The 18,897-nt window shown below is 70.8% G+C and carries 17 protein-coding genes; 7 read left to right on the forward strand and 10 right to left on the reverse strand.

The features are described 5' to 3' along the window. Positions 1-92: 92 nt before the first annotated feature. The 4 genes from ACZ49B_RS06310 to ACZ49B_RS06325 form a co-directional block, all read right to left on the reverse strand. The gene (locus ACZ49B_RS06310; RefSeq protein ID WP_468300958.1) at positions 93-1,634 is read right to left on the reverse strand and encodes a long-chain-fatty-acid--CoA ligase; all 1,542 of its coding nucleotides are present in this window, start codon (positions 1,632-1,634) and stop codon (positions 93-95) included. Further along, positions 1,631-2,857: a 5-aminolevulinate synthase gene (gene hemA, locus ACZ49B_RS06315; RefSeq protein ID WP_468300960.1), complete on the reverse strand. Its 1,227-nt coding sequence runs from the start codon at positions 2,855-2,857 to the stop codon at positions 1,631-1,633. Before hemA ends, ACZ49B_RS06310 begins: the two co-directional genes overlap by 4 nt. Before the next feature lie 55 nt (positions 2,858-2,912). Beyond that, entirely contained in the window at positions 2,913-4,496 is a 1,584-nt protein-coding gene (locus ACZ49B_RS06320) for a class I adenylate-forming enzyme family protein (RefSeq protein ID WP_468300962.1), read from the reverse strand. Between the two features lie 278 nt (positions 4,497-4,774). After that, positions 4,775-5,500 (reverse strand): DUF4344 domain-containing metallopeptidase, encoded by a 726-nt coding sequence (locus ACZ49B_RS06325; protein ID WP_468300963.1) that lies wholly within the window; start codon positions 5,498-5,500, stop codon positions 4,775-4,777. 146 nt (positions 5,501-5,646) lie between these two features. Here ACZ49B_RS06325 and ACZ49B_RS06330 point away from each other — a divergent pair, with 146 nt between their 5' ends. Further along, positions 5,647-8,874: a tetratricopeptide repeat protein gene (locus tag ACZ49B_RS06330; RefSeq protein WP_468300965.1), complete on the forward strand. Its 3,228-nt coding sequence runs from the start codon at positions 5,647-5,649 to the stop codon at positions 8,872-8,874. Positions 8,875-9,054: 180 nt separating this feature from the next. Here the strand turns inward: ACZ49B_RS06330 and ACZ49B_RS06335 are convergent, their stop codons facing one another. Next, the gene (locus tag ACZ49B_RS06335; RefSeq protein ID WP_468300967.1) at positions 9,055-9,285 is read right to left on the reverse strand and encodes a hypothetical protein; all 231 of its coding nucleotides are present in this window, start codon (positions 9,283-9,285) and stop codon (positions 9,055-9,057) included. 2 nt (positions 9,286-9,287) lie between these two features. After that, a complete protein-coding gene (gene mca / locus ACZ49B_RS06340; protein ID WP_468300969.1) occupies positions 9,288-10,169 on the reverse strand; it encodes a mycothiol conjugate amidase Mca in 882 nt (293 codons plus the stop codon). Between the two features lie 120 nt (positions 10,170-10,289). On the opposite strand from mca, the gene ACZ49B_RS06345 reads away from it, so the two are divergent. Further along, entirely contained in the window at positions 10,290-10,715 is a 426-nt protein-coding gene (locus tag ACZ49B_RS06345; RefSeq protein ID WP_468300971.1) for a DUF4307 domain-containing protein, read from the forward strand. Between the two features lie 136 nt (positions 10,716-10,851). Beyond that, the gene (greA, locus tag ACZ49B_RS06350; protein WP_030155035.1) at positions 10,852-11,349 is read left to right on the forward strand and encodes a transcription elongation factor GreA; all 498 of its coding nucleotides are present in this window, start codon (positions 10,852-10,854) and stop codon (positions 11,347-11,349) included. 73 nt (positions 11,350-11,422) lie between these two features. Here greA and ACZ49B_RS06355 read toward each other — a convergent pair whose 3' ends face one another. From ACZ49B_RS06355 to ilvA, 3 genes are all read right to left on the reverse strand, one after another. Next, positions 11,423-12,280 (reverse strand): ABC transporter permease, encoded by an 858-nt coding sequence (locus tag ACZ49B_RS06355; protein ID WP_468300974.1) that lies wholly within the window; start codon positions 12,278-12,280, stop codon positions 11,423-11,425. Then, a complete protein-coding gene (locus tag ACZ49B_RS06360; RefSeq protein WP_468300977.1) occupies positions 12,277-13,362 on the reverse strand; it encodes an ATP-binding cassette domain-containing protein in 1,086 nt (361 codons plus the stop codon). The genes ACZ49B_RS06355 and ACZ49B_RS06360 overlap by 4 nt, the downstream gene beginning before the upstream one ends. A 186-nt stretch (positions 13,363-13,548) precedes the next feature. After that, complete coding sequence (gene ilvA, locus ACZ49B_RS06365) at positions 13,549-14,781, reverse strand: threonine ammonia-lyase (RefSeq protein ID WP_468300980.1); 1,233 nt, start codon at positions 14,779-14,781, stop codon at positions 13,549-13,551. Positions 14,782-15,096: 315 nt separating this feature from the next. On the opposite strand from ilvA, the gene ACZ49B_RS06370 reads away from it, so the two are divergent. The 3 genes from ACZ49B_RS06370 to ACZ49B_RS06380 are packed head-to-tail and all read left to right on the forward strand — an operon-like array spanning position 15,097 to position 16,363. Continuing rightward, a complete protein-coding gene (locus ACZ49B_RS06370; protein WP_051831981.1) occupies positions 15,097-15,618 on the forward strand; it encodes a MarR family winged helix-turn-helix transcriptional regulator in 522 nt (173 codons plus the stop codon). Positions 15,619-15,677: 59 nt separating this feature from the next. Further along, complete coding sequence (locus ACZ49B_RS06375) at positions 15,678-16,115, forward strand: sigma factor-like helix-turn-helix DNA-binding protein (protein ID WP_468300984.1); 438 nt, start codon at positions 15,678-15,680, stop codon at positions 16,113-16,115. After that, positions 16,112-16,363 (forward strand): hypothetical protein, encoded by a 252-nt coding sequence (locus tag ACZ49B_RS06380; protein WP_468300987.1) that lies wholly within the window; start codon positions 16,112-16,114, stop codon positions 16,361-16,363. Before ACZ49B_RS06375 ends, ACZ49B_RS06380 begins: the two co-directional genes overlap by 4 nt. 54 nt (positions 16,364-16,417) lie before the next feature. Here the strand turns inward: ACZ49B_RS06380 and ACZ49B_RS06385 are convergent, their stop codons facing one another. Beyond that, positions 16,418-17,575 carry a cystathionine gamma-synthase gene (locus ACZ49B_RS06385; RefSeq protein ID WP_468300990.1) on the reverse strand — a complete coding sequence of 386 codons (1,158 nt, stop codon included), beginning with the start codon at positions 17,573-17,575 and terminating at the stop codon, positions 16,418-16,420. 82 nt (positions 17,576-17,657) lie between these two features. Between ACZ49B_RS06385 and ACZ49B_RS06390 the strand changes: the two genes are divergently transcribed. Beyond that, a complete protein-coding gene (locus ACZ49B_RS06390) occupies positions 17,658-18,764 on the forward strand; it encodes a hypothetical protein (protein WP_468300993.1) in 1,107 nt (368 codons plus the stop codon). The last annotated feature ends 133 nt before the right edge of the window (positions 18,765-18,897 follow it).

Genomic DNA, 18,897 nt, shown 5'->3' on the forward strand with positions numbered 1-18,897 from the left:
TACCTATTGTTACGTACGATGCCTGAGCGGAGGCGTAGCACCCGCAGCGGTGCCGCGGGTGCTACGCCCATGTGATTCTGTTTCGTTTGCAGTTACGAGCTGGTGGTCGACCCGTATTGCGAGACGAGCACTCGCTTGAGAACTTTTCCGCTGGATCCCACCGGGAGAGCGTCGGTGAACTCGACTCGGCGGGGGTACTTGTACGCGGCGAAACGCTGCTTTCCCCATTCGATGAGCTCTTCGCCCGATCCAGAGGTGACGTCCTCCGGCCGGGCGGGCACGACGATCGCCCAGACCTCCTCACCGAGCACCGGGTGCGAAACACCGATCACCGCCACCTGTGCCACGGCCGGGTGCCCGAGGAGGATCTCCTCGATTTCGCGCGGATAGACGTTGTAGCCGCCCCGCAGAATCAAGTCCTTCTTACGGCCGACGACCGAGAGGTATCCGTCGCCGTCCAGCCTGCCGAGATCGCCGGTGAGGAACCATCCGTCGATCAGGACCTCGGCGGTGATGTCCGGGCGGTCCAGATATCCGGCCATGACGTTCGGACCGCGCACCACGATCTCGCCCACCTCACCGACGGGCAGGAGATCGATTCCGTCGGCATTCGGCCGGGCTATACCGACCGTGATGCCGGTGATCGGAACACCGACCGTTCCGGATCGAAAAGTCAGGCCGGGATAGTGATAGGCGACGCTGCAGGAGGTCTCGGTCATCCCGTAGCCCTCGTACACGGGACATCCGAACGTGCTGCGGACATCCTCGAGGGTCTTGACCGGAAGCGCCGATCCCCCGCTGTACACGCGGTCGAGCCGAGGAACCGGCTCTCCCTGGGCCGCCGCATCGAGCAACTTGACGTACATGGTCGGCACGCCCATGAACACCGTGCACCGGTGTTCCGTCATCAGCGCGAGGGCCTCCCGTCCGGAGAACCTCGGCATCATGACGAGGGAGATGCCGGCGCGGAATCCGGTCAGCATGCCGCAGATCTGGCCGAAGCCGTGCGACAGCGGAAGACACCCGAGCAGTACGTCGTCGCTCCGGAACATGTACGGAGTGGCGACCATCCTCTCGACGTTGTAGAGGATGTTCCGGTGGGTGAGCATTACCCCTTTCGGCTCACCCGTCGTGCCGGACGTGTAGAACACGACCGCGACATCGTCGGGTTCCCGCACCGCGCACGCCTCGATCGGCGCCGTGTCCCGTGCCGCGCTCTCCAGGTCGACCGTGCCCGCGGGGCCCGGGCCGACCGTGAGGAGCACCGTGCCGAGCGGCTCCGCCGCCTCCCTCGCCCGGGCGAGCAAGGAGGCGGCGCACACCAGGAAACGGGCGTCGGCATCGGTCAGTACGTGATCGATCTCCGACGCGGTCGCCATGACGTTCAGCGGGATCGCGACCGCACCGGCCGCCAGCACGCCGAAATACACAGCGGGAAACTGCGGGGTGTCGACCAGGAGCATGGCGACCCGGTCGCCCGGCCGTACCCCGTTGGCTCGCAGCACGGAGGCGTAGCGACGCGCCTGTTCCCACAGCCACCCGTAGGTGAAGTGCTCGGACTCGTAGATCACGGCGGAGTGGTCGGGTCGCTGCGCCGCCGTGTCGGCCAGCACGCCGGCAACTGACACGGTCACCAGTCTCGGGCGCTCGCGGTCGGGATGTTCAGTTCCTTCCAGATGCCGTGAAGAGCGTCGGCGAAGGTCTCGACATCCTTCTGATCGTGCACGGCAGACGGAGCGATCCGCAGGATCTCCTCGCCCGCGGGCACGCTGGGGGCATTGATGGACTGGACGTAGATCCCGTGCCGTTCGAACAGGAGCTGGGACGCCCGCTTGCACAGGTCGTCATCGCCGACGAAGGCCGCAACGATGTGGGAGTCCGTCGAAATGAACGGGATGTCGGCCGCGATCAGAAGGCTGTGCAGAAGCTGCGCATTCTCCGAAAGGAGCTTTCGCTCGACGTCGGAGGCCCGCAGGTACTGAACCGACGCCAGCGCACCGGCCGCGACCGCCGGCGGGAGCGAGGTGGTGAAGACGAACGAGCGCGAAAAGGTCCGCACCGCGTCCACGAGGGCCGCCGGTCCCGCAATGTAGCCGCCGACCGTTCCGTAACCCTTTGCCAAGGTACCCATCACGACCGTGAACCGATCGGCGATGCCTTCCTGGGCGGCGATGCCGGCGCCCTGCGGGCCGTACATGCCGACCGCGTGGACCTCGTCGATGAAGGTCGTGGCACCGTACTTGTCCGCGATGTCGGCGATCGCGGCGAGCGGCGCAACGTTGCCCGACATCGAGTAGACCGATTCCACGACGATGAGCTTCGGGCAGTCGGCGGGAGCGGCCGCGATCAACTCTTCCAGGTGGGCGACGTCGTTGTGCCTGAAGACGTGCTTCTTCGCGCCGCTGTGCCGGAGACCGTCGATGATCGAGGCGTGGTTCTTCGCGTCGGAAAATACGACGGTGTCCTTCGGCAGCCCCGCCAGAACGGAGAGGGAGCCCTCGTTGGCCGTGTATCCAGACGTGAAAAGGAGAGCGGCTTCCTTGCCGTGCAGATCCGCCAGCTCGTTTTCGAGAAGGACGTGATAGTGGTTGGTTCCACCGATGTTCCGGGAACCTCCGGAGCCTACGCCATGGGTGTCGATCGCCGCATGCATGGCCGCGATGAGCTGGGGGTTCTGACCCATTCCCAGATAGTCGTTGCTGCACCAGACGCTGACTTCCGAATCCACCCCGTCGCGCCGCGCACTGGCTATGGGGTAATGACCGGAACGACGGCCGATCTCCAGGAACTCGCGCTTGCTTTCAGCAAGATCTTCAGCAGTGTTCCCACTCAGATATGATGCCAGGTGAACGTTCATTCACTCGCCTTCTCGACGTAGCGGTTGGATTGACCTGCGAACCGAAAGGTCCACGCTAGGAATACTGCGACTTCAGGAGCACCTTGTCGGGCTTGCCGCTGCTGTTCATCGGCAGCACGCTCAAGATATGGAACTGCTCGGGCACGTGAATCGGGGAAAGCTTCTCAGCGATGCTCGCGCGGATGTTCTCCACTTCGACCGCCTCGGCCGGATCGCATTCGATTGCGGCGTGGATGTGCTCGCTTCCATCCGCGTCCTGCACGCCGTACACGGCGGCGTGCCGGACACCCGGGTGGGCAAGAATTTCCGCCTCGAGAACGATGGGATGAACCTTGACGCCACCGACCTTGATGACGTGGGCCACCCGACCCAGGAGAGTCAAATAGCCTCGCTCGTCGAGACGACCGATATCTCCGGTGAAATACCATCCGTCACGGAGAGCTCGCGCAGTCAGTTCCGGTTCGCCGTTATAGGCGTCCATCATCTGAGGCGAGCGGACGCGAACCTCACCGATTTCCCCAGTCGCCAGTTGCGCACCCGAATCCGAGTTGCAGACAGCAAGTTCCACCCCAGGGAAGGGTCGGCCGACGGTGGCCGCGAGATCCGGGTCGCCGTGCTCCTCAGGTGTCAGGATCGTGATCCGACCACACTCGCTCGCGGCATAGCCCTGCGCCATGGCGGGGCCGAAGATCCGATAAGCCTGTGCAATTCTGGCAGGCGCCGCGGGACTGCCGCCGTAGACAATCCGCTTCAGCGAAGAAAGGCCCGCAGCCTCCAAGGCTTCCCTGTCGCCGATTCCTCGCTCAAGCAAATGGTCGAGGACGTGGAACACGTGGTTTGACGCCATGAACGTCCACGAGATCTCCTTTTCCACGGAGACGGTGTCCACGAATTTCTCGGCATCGAAGGCCTCATGGACATAGAGCGCTCCGCCCATGGCGAAGACCGCGTCCGCCATCGGGGCGACGCCATGACTCAGAGGGGTCGATATCAGGATCGACGCACAGTCGTACTCACGACCGACTTCCATCCATGCACGCACGGTGGCTTCCCACGCCCGGCCCGACAACCGGATTCCCTTGGGCCGTCCCGTGCTGCCACTCGTGAAGTTGATGAAGGCCAGTACATTCGGGTCCCATGAAACGGCGTCCGGGGTGTCGGCAACATCGGCCCGGCCAGCCTCACTGCCTTCCCCGTGCTGAAGTCGCGTCACCGGTATCCCACTGCCATCAGCAAGCTCTGCCGCGCGCTCCGAACCTTCGGCATCGGCATAGATGGTCACGGCTTCGGTCTCACGCAGGATCTGGATCTGGTGATCCAACGGGAGGACCGTTGCCCTGGTACCAGGGTTGGTGGTTCGCAAATAGCAGACGGCGCCGCCGAGCAGATGGGTCGCGTACCGGACGGTGAGCGTCTCAGGGCTGTTGGGTGCGACCAGGACCGCCACCACATCCCCCTTGCCCACTCCGCGGTTGCGCAGCGCAAGGAACGTTTCAGTCACGGACCGGATCAGATCGCCACCGGAGAAGGTTTTGCCGCGCCAATGGAAGAAATCTCGATCCGGCGCGGCTGCGAGCAGCGAGAGGATCTCCGAGACATAGCTTTGACTTGCACGCCACCAAGGCCCGGGCAGGCTCATGAGAATTCCTTCGATTTTGCCAACTATAACGACGTCACCTAATTGGGCGGTTCAATCTTCGCCGCGCAATCGAAGGAAGCGGTAGATCGTTCGACTCGCTATAACGGAGTGTCGGAAGGCATCACGATCCGGGCAGCCGGGAAGGCGTCACCATCGGGGTAGCCGTTCGGTGCACGCGCCGTACGGCGACCCCGAGTGCCGACGGGAGGGGCGGCGGCGGTGGGTCGCCGTTCGATGCGATCGGGGCCGGGGAGGCGGCGGTCCGGGAGGCCGCGGGCTCACCGCACCAGCGGCGCCAGGTCGTGGGTCCAGGCGTCGCGGGCCTGGGGCCAGGTGGGGGTGCAGCCGCGGGTGCGGTCGGCCAGGTCGGGGTGGCGCTCGGGGGCCGCGCCGTGGAGCAGGCAGAGGTGGGCCGCGGCCCGGGCGGCGGGCGGTGCGTGCTCGTCGCGCCCGGCGTCGGGGTCCGCGGGCGTGCGGGCGTAGGCCTCGGCGGCGGTGCGGAGCTTGCGTTCGCCGTCCGGGCCCTCGCGGATCAGCATGATCGCGGCGAAGCGGTCGGCGGCGTCCTCCTCGGCGCGGTCCCCGCCGTACGGCAGGTCGAGCGCGTCGACGAGGGCGTGGCCGGCTTCGTGGTAGAGCGTCTCGGTCATCACGTCGGCCACCTCCTCGTCGGTCGTGACGAGCTCCCGTTCGTCCGCCAGGTCGTCGTAGCAGAGCTCGATCCGCCGGGTGTCGGGGTCGTAGCCGGAGCCCTCCCCGGCGCAGGAGCGGACGAGGACCGTGACCTCGTACGGGAGGTCGAGGTAGGCGTTGAGGGCGTCGGCCGTGCGCTCCGGCAGCCGCCGCTCGCGCAGGAAGCGGGCGTGGGCGGCGTCGGCCGCCGCCGGCTCCTCGTACCGCGGTACGAATCCGCGTGGTGCGGGCCCGGTCTGTGCGCCGCAGCCGGCCAGGGCGGCGAGGACTGCGGGCACGCACCGTACGAGGGTCTTCCACCGTCGGCTCATCTGCCCAGCCTAGAACGTACATATATGCACTCGGGCGACCGAACTTGGACCAACTCCCTCTGATCTAGCTCAAGTTCCCTCGCGCTCGCGGCAGTCCCGGCGGACACTTGGGGCACGTTGCCGGAGCTCTCTTGAGGGGGATGCCGATGCGGGACAGCCATCGCGGTGAGGCCGAGCGGCTGTTGGAGCGGGCCGTGGACGAGGAGGCCCAGCGGGCTGCCGGGACGGGGCAACCGGTCGAGAAAGCAGCGCTGCTGGCACGCGGCCTGGAGGCGCTGGACGCGCTCGCGGCGAGCGCCTCGGAGGAGTACGAGGCGTACGTACGGGCCCTGGACGAGGCGACGGCCGGGGAGGAGTCCCTCGGCGATGCCTTCCGGCGCGGGAACACCTCGACGGCCCTGCTCGTGACGGCGGTGGCGGCGGCCGCCGCCGTCGGGGCCGACCTGTCGCTCGGCGTGGCGGCGGGCACCGCGCTGACCGCCGGGGCCGTCACCGGCATCGCCGGGGCGGCGGCCACGGTCGCCAAGGTGACCGCCCTGCACCTGCCCGCCGCGAACCGCCGGGCCGGGGTGCGCGGCCGCCCCGGCGGGCCGGAGCAGCTGAGGCTGCAGTGGCTGACGGCGCTGGAGGTGCGCGGGATCCGCCCGTTCCTGGAGCAGCAGCGTGCGGTGGCCGCCGCCGCGCGGGTGCCCCGGCAGCCCGCCCGGAGCACGACTCCCCAGCTGCGCGGGACCGACCGCAGCGCGGAGGCCCGGCGGCGCAGCGTGCTGGAGCAGTCCTTCGGTCAACTCCCGCAGTCCGGAACCCTGTTCACGGGCCGACGGGCGGAGCTGACCCGGATCGCGCAGTGGGTGCAGGCGGCCCGGGCCAGCACGGAGACCCGACCGGTGGTCGTGGTGCTGCACGGCGAGCCGGGCGTGGGCCGCACGGCCCTGGCGCTGCGGGCCGCGGACGCGCTGCGGGACCAGTTCCGTGGGGCCTGCGTGGTGGACCTGCGGGGCGGCTCGCTCAGCGGGGAGACGCCGCTGTCGACCCGGGAGGCACTGCTGCACCTGCTGAACCGGCTGGGCGCCCCGCGCGAGCAGCTGCTGTTCCGCGAGGGGTCCTCGGCGGATCAGCAGGTCCGGCGCCTGGGCGAGCTGTACCACCAGCACCTCCAGGGACTGCCGGTGACGGTGCTGCTGGACGACGCGGTGGATGCGGCGCAGGTGCGGATGCTGGTGCCGGAGCGGTCGGAGAGCCTGGTGCTGGTGACGGCGCGGGAGCCGCTGGAGCTGCCGGACCTGGCGGCGTGGGTGCACCAGCTGCCGGTGGAGGGGCTGGCGGAGCCGGAGGGCGCGGAGCTGGTGCGCGCCGGGGCGGAGGCGGCCGGCGGGGCCCCGTACGAGGAAGAGGCCGTGCGGGGGCTGCTCGCCCTCGGCGGCGGGCTTCCGCTGGCCCTGCGCGTCCTGGCCCCGCTGGGAGCGGCAGGGGCGGACGGCCCCGGTGGCGCCGATGCGCTGGAGGACGCCCTCGGCCTGGCCTACGTACGCCTGCCCGAGGAGCGGCGCCGGCTGCTGCGGCGGCTCACGCTGGCCGGGCGGGCCTCGCTCGGCCCGTCGGCCGCGGCGGCGCTGATCGACGCGGACCAGGCGGCGGCCGGGCGGCTGCTGCGCGAGCTGGCGCAGGCGGGCCTGCTGGACCCGGTACGCGGGGAGCGGTTCCGGATGCACGACGCGGTGCGCTCGTACGCGGCGGCGCGGCTCGCGGCGGACGAGGACCGGGCCGAGGCCTCGGCCGCGCACGGGCGGCTGATCCGGAACTACGCGCAGCTCGCGGACTCGGTGATCCGGATGGTCGACGGGAAGATGTCGACGCGGGCGAACCACTTCGGGGGGCACGGCTTCGCCTCGCTGGACGCGGCGCTGCGGTGGCTGGACGACGAGTCGAGCTTCATCACGGCCGCGCTGCGGCACTCGCAGGACGTGGACCAGCAGGCGGTGCTGGACCTGCTGGGCGCGCTGTGCGACTTCTGCCTGCTGCGCGGCGACCTGTACCGGCTCGGCGAGATCAACGAGCTGACGCAGGCGGTGGAGGCGGCCCGGCAGGGCGAGCCCGGCCAGGGGCGGATGGTCCGCTCGGTGCAGTGGCGTACGGGTATCGCGGCGCGCCAGCTCGGCGAGCTGGACAAGGCCCGTACGACGCTGACCTCGGTGGTGGACCAGTACATCGAGGCGCAGCAGGACGCGGGCGCGGGCATGGCGCTGATCTCGCTCGGCATCACCCTGCACCACCAGGGGCAGCTGCCGGAGGCCGCGGCCCGCATCCGCGAGGCGCTGGTGCTGCAGGAGCCGGACAAGCTGGCCGGCGACCGGGCGTGGGGGATGCACGCCCTGGCGGCGGTGGAGCGGGACCGGGCGCACCTGGCGGAGGCGATGCAGCTGCTGGAGCAGTCGCTGGCCCTGCACCGGGAGAACGAGAGCGTGCACGGCGAGGCGTGGGCCCACTTCCAGCTGGGGCAGGTGTACCTGCGGCTCGGCGACGTGCCGCGGGCGGAGGCGGAGCTGAAGCTCGCCCTCGAGCTGTACGGGCGGACGCGCGACGAGCGCGGTCAGGCCTGGGCGCTGACCCAGCTGGGCCGGGCCCGGGTGGTGGACGGGGATCCGGGGCCGGCGGCGGAGCGGCTGCGCGAGGCGCTGGCCCGGCACCGGGAGCAGGAGGACGCGCGGGGGGAGGCGTGGACGCTGTACTACCTCGGGCAGGCGCTGGAGGAGGGCGGCGAGCGCGACCAGGCGGTACGGGAGCTGGAGCGGGCCCGGACGATGTTCTCGCGGATGCGGGACGTGTACGGGCTGGCCCACGCCCGGCACCATTCGGGCCGGGTGACGCGCGACCAGCGGGCGGCGCAGACGGGGAACCTGAGGAACTCCGGGTTCGCGCGGCAGCTGCTGGTGGATGCGCGGGCGGATTTCCGGCGGATCGGGCTGGCGCACGGGGAGGCGTGGACCTGCCTGGAGCTGGCGGTGGTGGACGCGGGCAACGGCCGGGCTTCGCAGGCACTGGGCCTGTGCGAGGAGGCGGCCCGGCTGTTCATCTCGTACGGGGACCGGCGCGGGGAGGACTGGGCCCGGTTCCTGCGCTGCACGCTGCTGCCGTACGCGCTCCCGGGCGCGGGCGTGGACGAGGCCCGGGCGGAGCTGGCCCGGCTGGCCGCGTCGCCGCATCCGATGCGGGACGGGCGCCTGGAGGACAGCCTGGATACCTACGCGGTGGTGCTGGGGCGGGGTGTGGACCCGGCGGAGGGCTGGCAGGCGTGGCGCCTCGCGCTGGTCCCGAACCTGCACTCGCGGGAGATCATGGGCGTCCCGATGCCACCGGCCTCGCCGACCGTATGACCGCCTGCCTGCCGGGCCCTCCGGCCCGGTAGGCCGAAGACGGCGGACCGCGGAAACGGCTGCCGGGCCGTACGGCCCGGCAGCCGGCCCGACCGCAGTCACGCACCATCGCCGGGCACGCGCAGTCGCCGCCCCACCGCGCAGCGGGAGGGCGGCGGCCATCGGCCCGGAGGACGGCTCTTACGGAGCCCGGTCCGCGGCGGGGGCGGCGGCCGCCGCGCCCGCCTCCGGGGCTTCCTGGAAGTCGACCTTGCCCATGTGGCGGCTCATCGACTTCATCAGGCCCCACACCGCGAGGGCGAGGGCCGCGAACACGATGAAGCCCAGGACTCCGGGGGTCACCTTGTTCTTGTCGAACGTGTCACCCGCCAGCGGAAGGAGCTCGGTCAGTGCTGCCTGCGTAGCGCTCATAGCTACGCATTCTCCCGGATGCCCTCGAAGAGGTCGGACTCGGGGAGGGAAGTGTCGACGAGCGACTTCGCGAGCTCGTACTCCTCCGTGGGCCAGACCTCCTTCTGGATCTCCATCGGCACGCGGAACCAGCCGCCGTCCGGGTCGATCTGCGTGGCGTGCGCGATGAGCGCCTTGTCGCGGATCTCGAAGAACTCGGCGCACGGCACGTGCGTGGTCAGCGTCCGCTCGGTGCGCTCGAACTCCTTCCAGCGCTCCAGCCACTCCCCGTAAGGGGACTCCATGCCGCGCGAGAGCAGCGCCTCGTGCAGGGCGATGGTGCGCGGCTTGTTGAAGCCCTGGTTGTAGTAGAGCTTCTGCGGCTGGTAAGCGGGGCCGAACTCGGCCTCCGGGTACTTCTCGGTGTCGGCCGCGCCCTCGAAGGCCACCATCGAGATCTTGTGGGTCATGATGTGGTCGGGGTGCGGGTAGCCGCCGTTCTCGTCGTACGTGGTGATGACCTGCGGCCGGAACTCGCGGATCTTCTTCACGAGGCGGCCGGCCGCCTCGTCCACGTCCTCCAGGGCGAAGCAGCCCTCGGGGAGCGGGGGCAGCGGGTCGCCCTCCGGGAGGCCGGAGTCGATGTAACCCAGCCATTCCTGGTCGATGCCGAGGATCTGGCGCGCCTCGTCCATCTCCTTGGCGCGGACCTCGTGGATGTTCTTCTCGATGTACTCGTCACCCTGGAGCTTGGGGTTGAGGATCGAGCCGCGCTCGCCCCCCGTGCAGGTCACCACGAGCACGGGAACCCCCTCGGACACGTACTTGGCCATGGTGGCCGCGCCCTTGCTCGACTCGTCGTCGGGGTGGGCATGGACGGCCATCAGTCGAAGCTGCTCGGTCAAGACAGGATCCTCTTTAAGTCGTCAGGGCATCGCCTCTTATAGTGACCGAATCGGGGGGTGGAAAAATTCCGGGGCTGCCCCTGGGATGCTGGAGTCCGGCCCTCCCGAAAGGAACGATCAATGAGTGCGGTGCGCGAGGGGCTGCCCGAGGGTCGTTACGGGCGGTCGGCGGACGAGCGTGCGGACCGGAAGCTCAAGATCGTCGGGTCGGTGCTGGGCGTCGGGCTGCTGGCACTGGTGGGCTGGATCGGCTGGGACTACGTCGCCGGTCAGAGCGTCAGCGCCGAGGTGATCAAGTTCCAGGTGGTCTCGGACACCGAGGTGAAGGTGCACCTGGAGGTGCGCAAGGACGCCTCGGTCACCGGGGTGTGCACGCTGAGCTCCCAGAACAAGGAGCACGCCGAGGTCGGCCGCGCCGACTTCACCTTCGGGCAGAAGGGCACGCGCGTGGACGAGATGCTCTCGCTGAAGACCACCGGCCGCGCGACGATGATCGAACTGGTGGGCTGCCAGGCGGCAACGGGCACCACGCCCACGGCAGACTGAGCTCTTTCCTGCTCAGCGGCCCAATGACACACTTCATACACATGGTGTCCTCCCCCTTTTCTTCCCGAATTGTTAGGCTCGTGGTTTCGCCCGCCGCTGGCGGCTTTGTAGTCCCCTGTACCGACGAGGAGCACCCGTGACCCAGACGAGCGAGAGCGTCACCTGGCTGACCCAGGCGGCGTACGACCAGCTGAAGGCCGAGCTGGACTACCTCTCTGGTCCCGCACGCACGGAGATCGCCACCAAGATCGCAGCCGCCCGCGAGGAGGGCGACCTGCGCGAGAACGGCGGTTACCACGCGGCCAAGGAGGAGCAGGGCAAGCAGGAGCTCCGCGTCCGCCAGCTGACGCAGCTCCTCGAGAACGCCAAGGTCGGCACCGCACCCGCCTCCGACGGCGAGGTCGCGCCCGGCACGGTCGTCACCATCGCCTTCGACGGCGACGAGGACGACACCATGTCCTTCCTGCTCGCCTCGCGCGAGTACGCGTCCTCGGACTTCGAGACCTACTCCCCGCAGTCCCCGCTGGGCACCGGCGTGATGGGCAAGAAGATCGGCGAGGACGCCGAGTACGAGCTGCCGAACGGCAAGAAGGCCACCGTCAAGATCCTCGACGTCAAGCCGTTCACCGGCTGATCACCCCACGACATCAGGAAGCCCCCGCCGGAGCGATCCGGCGGGGGCTTTCCCGTGCCATGTTCCGTGCGCCCTACGCGGTCGCCGAGCGGTACTTGCGGACCGAGAGGGTCCGGAAGACCGCGATGATCAGTACGGACCACAGGACCGACGCGAGCACCGGGTGCTGCATCGGCCAGGCCGCCGGGGCCTCGTACCCCGGCGGGAAGTTGCCGAACAGTCCGCGGGCCGCCTGGACGGTCGCGCTGAACGGGTTCCACTCGGCGATGGTCCGCAGGAACGTCGGCATGTTGTCGGAGGGGACGAAGGCGTTCGAGATGAACGTCAGCGGGAAGAGCCAGATCAGCCCGCCCGAGGTCGCCGCCTCCGGGGTGCGCACCGACAGGCCGATCAGCGCGCCGATCCAGGAGAAGGCGTAACCGAGCAGGAGCAGCAGGGCGAAGCCGGCGAGCACCTCGCCGGCGCTCGTGTGGGTGCGCCAGCCGACGAGCAGGGCGACCACGGCCAGGACGACCAGGGTGAGGGTGGTCTGGACGAGGTCGGCGAGGGTGCGGCCGGTCAGGACCGCGCCGCGGGCCATGGGCAGCGAGCGGAAGCGGTCGATCAGGCCCTTGTGCATGTCGTCCGCGATGCCCGCGCCCGCGCCGGCCGTGGCGAAGGTGACGGTCTGGGCGAAGATGCCGGCCATCAGGAACTCGCGGTAGGCGGCGGGCGAGGTGTTGCCGTCGACGCTGATCGAGCCGCCGAAGACGTAGCTGAACAGCACGACGAACATGACCGGCTGGATGACCCCGAAAATTATCATTTCGGGAATTCTGGACATGCGAATCAAATTGCGCTTTGCGATGACCAGGGAGTCGTTGACGCCCTGGGCGATGCCGCCGCGCGGTGGCGGTGCCGCGAGCTGCGGGGTCGGGGAGGTGGTGGTCACTGCGCCGCCTCCTTCGATGCCGGGGCCGGTTCCGATGCCGGCGCCGAGGCCGCGGCCGGCACCGATGCCGGTGCCGGTGCCTTGTGGCCGCGGCGGCCCTTGGCGTCCGGCGGGGCGCCCTCGCCGTTCTCCTCGTCGGCCAGGGCGGCCACGTGGCCGGTGAGGGAGAGGAACACGTCGTCGAGGGTCGGCCGGCGCAGGCCGATGTCGTCGATCTCGATCCCGCGGGAGTCCAGCTCGCGGATGACCTCGGCGAGCAGCTTGGCGCCGCCGGTGACGGGGACGGTCAGCTTGCGGGTGTGCTCCTCGACGGTGGTCTCGCCCTTGCCGAAGCCGGCGAGCACCGTACGGGCGTCGGGGATGTGGTTGCGCTCGTGGACGACGACCTCGACGCGTTCGCCGCCGGTCTGGGCCTTGAGCTGGTCGGAGGTGCCCCGGGCGATGACCTTGCCGTGGTCGACCACGCAGATGTCGTGTGCGAGGTGGTCGGCCTCCTCCAGGTACTGGGTGGTGAGCAGCAGGGTGGTGCCGCCGGCCACGAGCTCCTGGATGACGTCCCAGAGCTGCTGGCGGTTGCGCGGGTCGAGTCCGGTGGTCGGCTCGTCCATGAACATGACGGGCGGGCGGACGACGAGCGCGGCCGCGAGGTCCAGGCGCCGGCGCATGCCGCCGGAGTACGTCTTCGCGGTGCGGTCTGCGGCGTCGGCGAGGTTGAACCGCTCCAGCAGTTCACCGGCCCGGACCTTCGCGGCCTTGCCGCTCATCTGGTAGAGCTGGCCGACCATCTGGAGGTTCTCGCGGCCGGTCAGGTACTCGTCGACGGCGGCGAACTGGCCGGACAGGCCGATGGCGCGGCGGACTTCGTTGGGGTGCTTGAGGACGTCGATCCCGGCGACGACGGCCTTGCCGCTGTCGGGCTTGAGGAGGGTGGTCAGGACGCGCACGGCCGTGGTCTTGCCGGCGCCGTTGGGGCCGAGCAGGCCCAGCACGGTGCCTTCGGGGACATCGAGGTCCACGCCGTCCAGTGCCCGTACCTCGCCGAAGGTCTTGACCAGGCCTTCGGCATAGATGGCGCCTGGCATTTGGGTTCTCCCAGTGTGCAGCGGGCCAGCAGAATCGTTACATTCCTACGCAATCCTAGGGGCGCCGGGCCGTCCTCGCCCGGCCGTTCGAGTGACTTACGCTATCGCGTCATATCGCGTTCCACCATGGGGCTGCGCGCCGTTTCGCGGGGGCCGGCCGGCTCGGTTCGGTTCGGACGGTTCGGATCAGCCCATGACCGTGTACCCGGCCGCGTGCAGCGAGCGCGCGACCTCGGTGCAGTGCTCGGGGCCCTTCGTCTCCAGGTGCAGCTCCACCTCCACCTCGGTGAGCCCCAGCCGCGGGTCGGTCCGTACGTGGCTCACGTCCAGCACGTTCGCATCCACCACGGACAACACCCCCAGGAGCCCGGCCAGCGCCCCGGGCCGGTCGGCCACGCGCAGCCGCAGCGAGAGGTAGCGGCCCGCCGCCGCCATGCCGTGCCGCAGGATCCGCTGGAGCAGCAGCGGGTCGATGTTCCCGCCGGACAGGACCGCGACCACCGGGCCGCCGCCGTACAGCTCGGGCCGGCTCAGCAGGGCGGCCACCGGACTGCATCCGGCGGGTTCGACGACGAGCTTGGCGCGCTCCAGGCAGAGCAGCAGGGCGCTGGAGAGGGCGTCCTCGGAGACCGTGCGGACGCCGTCGAGGAGGTCTCCGATGATGTTGAAGGGGATGTCGCCGGGGCGGCCGACCTTGATGCCGTCCGCCATCGTGACCGGGTTGTCGATCGAGACCGGGTGCCCGACCCGCAGCGAGGGCGGGTAGGCGGCGGCTCCCTCCGCCTGGACCCCGATCACCTTGACGTCCGGCCGCAGCGCCTTCACCGCGACCGCGATGCCCGCCGCGAGGCCGCCGCCGCCGATGCCGACGAGGATCGTCCGCACCTCCGGGCACTGCTCGAGGATCTCCAGGCCGACCGTGCCCTGGCCCGCGATGATGTCGCGGTGGTCGAAGGGGTGGATGAACACCGCCCCGGTGCGGTCCGCGTACTCCTGGGCCGCGGCCAGGGTCTCGTCGACGACCTGCCCGGACATCCGCACCTCGGCGCCGTACTCCTGCGTGGCCGCCACCTTCGGCAGCGGCGCCCCGACGGGCATGAACACCGTCGAGCGGACGCCGAGCAGGGAGGAGGCCAGGGCCACGCCCTGCGCGTGGTTGCCCGCACTGGCCGCGACGACGCCCGCGGCCCGCTGCTCGGGGCGCAGGCCCGAGATGCGCACGTACGCGCCGCGCAGCTTGAAGGAGCCGGTCCGCTGGAGGTTCTCGCACTTGAAGTGGACCGGGGAGCCGGTGAGGGCGGTCAGGTGCCGGCTGCCTTCCATCGGCGTGACCCGGGCGACGCCCGAGAGCATCTTCTGGGCCCCCCGGACGTCGTCGAGGATGACCTGCGGGACGGGCACGGGCACGCGGTAGTTCATGCGGCCAGTCTCGCAGCCCGAGCGGATCACGGCGCCCGGCCCACGGCCCGCCCGGAAGCCCGGCCGACAGCCCGGCCCGCAGCTCTCCCCACAGCCCGGCCGAAGCCCGCCCCGCACCCGGGCGTCCCGCCGACAGCCCCGCCAACAGCCCGGCGGCGTAAGCCCACAGGGGGCGAAATCCGGCCATCCGGGACGACCCCGGGGCCTTGCTCCCCACCGCCCGTACCAGTTCTCGTACGAGGCGTACGAGCCGCCGCACGGCCGCGTACTCTGTCCCCCATCCTTGTCGGCCCCACGTGAAGAGAGCTCACGGCCATGCCTTCCACCCCGGCCAATTCCGACCTGCCCACGGCGGCCGAGGCGTCCGCCGAAGCCGGTCTCCTCGACGCGCTCCAGCACCAGGTGGCCGTCTTCGCCCGCCGCGCCGAGCAGACCCGCCTGGGCGGGGTCGGCCAGGCCCGCAACTCGATGGACCGCGCCGCGTACCTGCTGCTGAACCGGCTCGACCTGGAAGGCCCGATGGGTGTCAAGGCGCTCGCCGGCGGCATGGGCATCGACTCCTCCACCGTCACCCGCCAGGTCGCGCCGCTCGTCGACAGCGGTCTGGTCAAGCGGACCTCGCACCCGGAGGACGGGCGGGCCGTGGTCCTCGCGCTCTCCCCGCGGGGCCTCGCCCGGCTCGAGGAGGTCCGCTCCTCGCGGCGCGAGCTGATGGCCCGGGTGACCGAGGACTGGAGCGAGGACGAGCGCGAGTCCTTCACCGTCCTGCTGACCCGTTTCAACGGTTCGCTGTCGGAGCTGATGGGCGCCGTCTCGGAGGCCGGCCCCGCTTCCTGAGGACGGCGTGAGCCGGGGGCGTCCCACCCCTTGACCGGGGCGGTCCCGCTGCCCGCACTATGTGGCCTGTGGACGACCACGGGCCGCGCGCCTACGCGGAGTTCGAAGCCTTCGTCGCGGGTGCGGCGGGGCGGCTCATGCATGTCGCCGTCCTGCTGACGGCCGAGCCGGAGACCGAGCCCGCCGCCGCCCGCCGGCTGCTCGCGGACGCGCTGGCCCGTACGTACGCGCACTGGCGCCGGGTGCGCGGAGACGACCCGTACGACCACACCCGCCGGGAGCTGTGCGACGCCTTCGCCCGTACCGGCTGGCGCCACCACGGCGGCAGGGGGCTGCTCGCGCGGCTCGACCCGCTGGAACGGCTCGTGTTGGTGCTGCGCGTGTACGAGGGGGTCGCGGAGGAGGTCACCGCGGCGCAGCTGGGGCTGCCGGTCGAGCGGGTGCGGGTGCTGTGCAACCGGGCCGTGGCCGCGATGCGCTCGCGGGAGGCCGCATGAGTGTCCCCGACCGCAAGGAGGAGCAGGTCAGGCAGCTGCTGGAGGGCCCCCACCCGGTGGTCCCGGCCGGGCTCGCGGCCAGTGCCGCGGCCCGCGGGGACCGGCTGCTGCGCCGCCGGAGGGCCCTGCGGCGGGCCGGCTGGGTCCTGCTGTTCGCGGCGGCGGTGGCCTTCGCGGTGTGGGCCTCGCTGGCCCGGCCGTGGGAGATCCCGCCGAGCGGTGTCTCCCCGCCCCTGGAGGGCTGGTGACCACCGCTCGGCGGTCGTTGCCGTAAAGGCCTCCGTGATGGCCTTACGAGACGGTCAGCCGATGGCCTGGGTCAGGTCCGCCAGCAGGTCGTCGGCGTTCTCGATGCCGACGGAGACGCGGACCAGGTCCGCCGGGACCTCCAGGGCCGAGCCGGCCACCGAGGCGTGGGTCATGCGGCCCGGGTGCTCGATGAGGGACTCGACGCCGCCGAGGGACTCGGCCAGGGTGAAGATCTTGGTGCGGGCGCAGAGATCGACCGCCGCCTGCTCGCCGCCGGTGACCTGGAAGGAGATCATTCCGCCGAAGTTGCGCATCTGCTTGGCGGCGATCTCGTGGCCCGGGTGCTCGGCCAGGCCCGGGTAGAGGACCTTGTGCACCTTGGGGTGCCGGGTCAGCATCTCGGCGACCTTCGCCGCGTTCTCCGCGTGCCGGTCCATGCGGACGGCCAGCGTCTTGATGCCGCGCAGCACGATCCAGGAGTCGAAGGGGCCGGCCACGGCGCCCATCGCGTTCTGGTGGTAGGCCAGTTCCTCGCCGAGCGCCGCGTCGGCGGTGACCAGTGCGCCGCCGACCACGTCGGAGTGGCCGCCCATGTACTTGGTCAGCGAGTGCACGACCACGTCCGCGCCGAGCGCGAGGGGCTGCTGGAGGTAGGGCGAGGCGAAGGTGTTGTCCACGACCAGCTTGGCGCCGGCCGACCGCGCGATGTCGGCGACGACCGCGATGTCGGTGATGCCGAGCAGCGGGTTGGACGGGGTCTCGACCCAGATGACCTTCGTCTTCGGGGTCAGGGCGGCCCGTACGGACGCCGCGTCCGAGGTGTCGGCCACCGACCACTCCACGCCCCAGCGGGAGACGACCTTCGCGAAGAGGCGGAAGGTGCCGCCGTACGCGTCGTTCGGGATGACCACGTGGTCGCCCGGGGAGAGCAGCGTACGCAGCAGGCAGTCCTCGGCGGCGAGCCCGGACGCGAAGGCGAGGCCGCGCCGGCCGCCCTCCAGCGCCGCGAGGTTCTCCTCGAGCGCGGTCCGGGTCGGGTTCGCACTGCGGCTGTACTCGTATCCGCCGCGCAGTCCGCCGACGCCGTCCTGCTTGTACGTGGACACCTGGTAGATCGGGGGCACGACCGCGCCGGTCAGCGGGTCCGCCGTGTTGCCCGCGTGGATCGCGCGGGTCTCGAAGCTCTGGTGCTCGTGGCTGTCGTCGCTCATGAGGCAGAGCTTATGGGGTGTCCGGCCGGACGGCGGGTGGGGCATTGGCCTTCGCGCGGGTGCGTCTGGTTCGCTTGGGGGCATGGAGATTCTGTGGTTCCTGATCGCGCTCGGCCTGCTCGTGGCCGCCTTCAGCCCGTACATACGGCGCCGGCGGGGCGGCGGCGTGCGCCTGGTCGCGCCGGGCAGCCCTGATGCGGCCGATCCCGAGAACTACGGTTTCGCCCGCCAGGAGCACCTGGACATCCGCGTCCCGGGCCCCGACGAGGACCTGATGGACGCCCTCGAAGCCGTGCAGCGCAGCGGCCGGTGGCAGGCCGCGTCCCAGCTGCTGGCCGGGACCCCGAAGGAGGGCGAGCTGCGCTGGCAGCGGATCCAGGCCTTCGGCGGCGCGGCGGCCCTGGAGCTGGTGGAGCGCCCCGGCGTGGGCGCGCAGTGGCTGAAGGCCTGGCGGCTGGAGGCGGAGAAGGACGCGGGCGGCGCGCAGGTGCACGCGGAGCTGCTGGTGCAGCAGGCGTGGCGGCACTCGGGCGGCGTGGGCTCCACCGACCACCGGATCATCCTGGAGGAGGCCCGGGAGGCGTGCCGCAAGGCGGCGCTGCTGGCCCCGGGCGACCCCGTCCCGTACATCACGGAGCTGGCGGTCGCGCGGGCGCTCGGGTACTCGGAGGCGGAGTTCGACGCCCTCTGGGCGAAGGTCATCGACGTCGCGCCGGCCCACATGGGCGCGCACCTGGCGGCCCTGCACTACTGGTGCGAGAAGTGGCACGGCTCGCGGGAGAAGGCGGACGCCTTCGCGCACGCGGCGGCGGCCCGCGCCCCACAGGGCTCGCTGCTGGCGGCGCTGCCGCTGTTCGCGGTGTACGAGCACGTCCCGGAGGTCGTCCTGACGAACTTCTGGCAGGGCGCGGTCGTGACCCGGGCGGTGGAGGGCGCGCTGTACGCGGTGCACACCGCCCGCCAGGACGACCCGATGCTGGCCCACGTGAGGCACATGCTGCTGTCGTTCCTGGTGCCGATGGAGCGCTGGGCGGAGGCGATGGAGCAGGTCCGACACATCGACGGCTACGTCGGCGCCCTGCCGTGGTCGGTCTCCGCGGACCCGGCGGCGCAGTACGCGGTGTACCGCGCCCTGGCGGTGGCGGGCTACGAGGCCAACGGCGGCTCCCCGGCGACGCTGCCGCACTGAGTCGGCGCCGCTCGCAGCTGGGAGCCCCCGCCCCCCTGGCTCCCACCTGCGGAATTCCGGCGAATAAGGTTGCTGTAAAGATCTGCGGGGCCGCATGATGGCCCGGCGTGACCGCCCGGGCCCGGCCGACCAT

It is taken from the genome of Streptomyces sp. NPDC031132 (genome assembly GCF_055570595.1).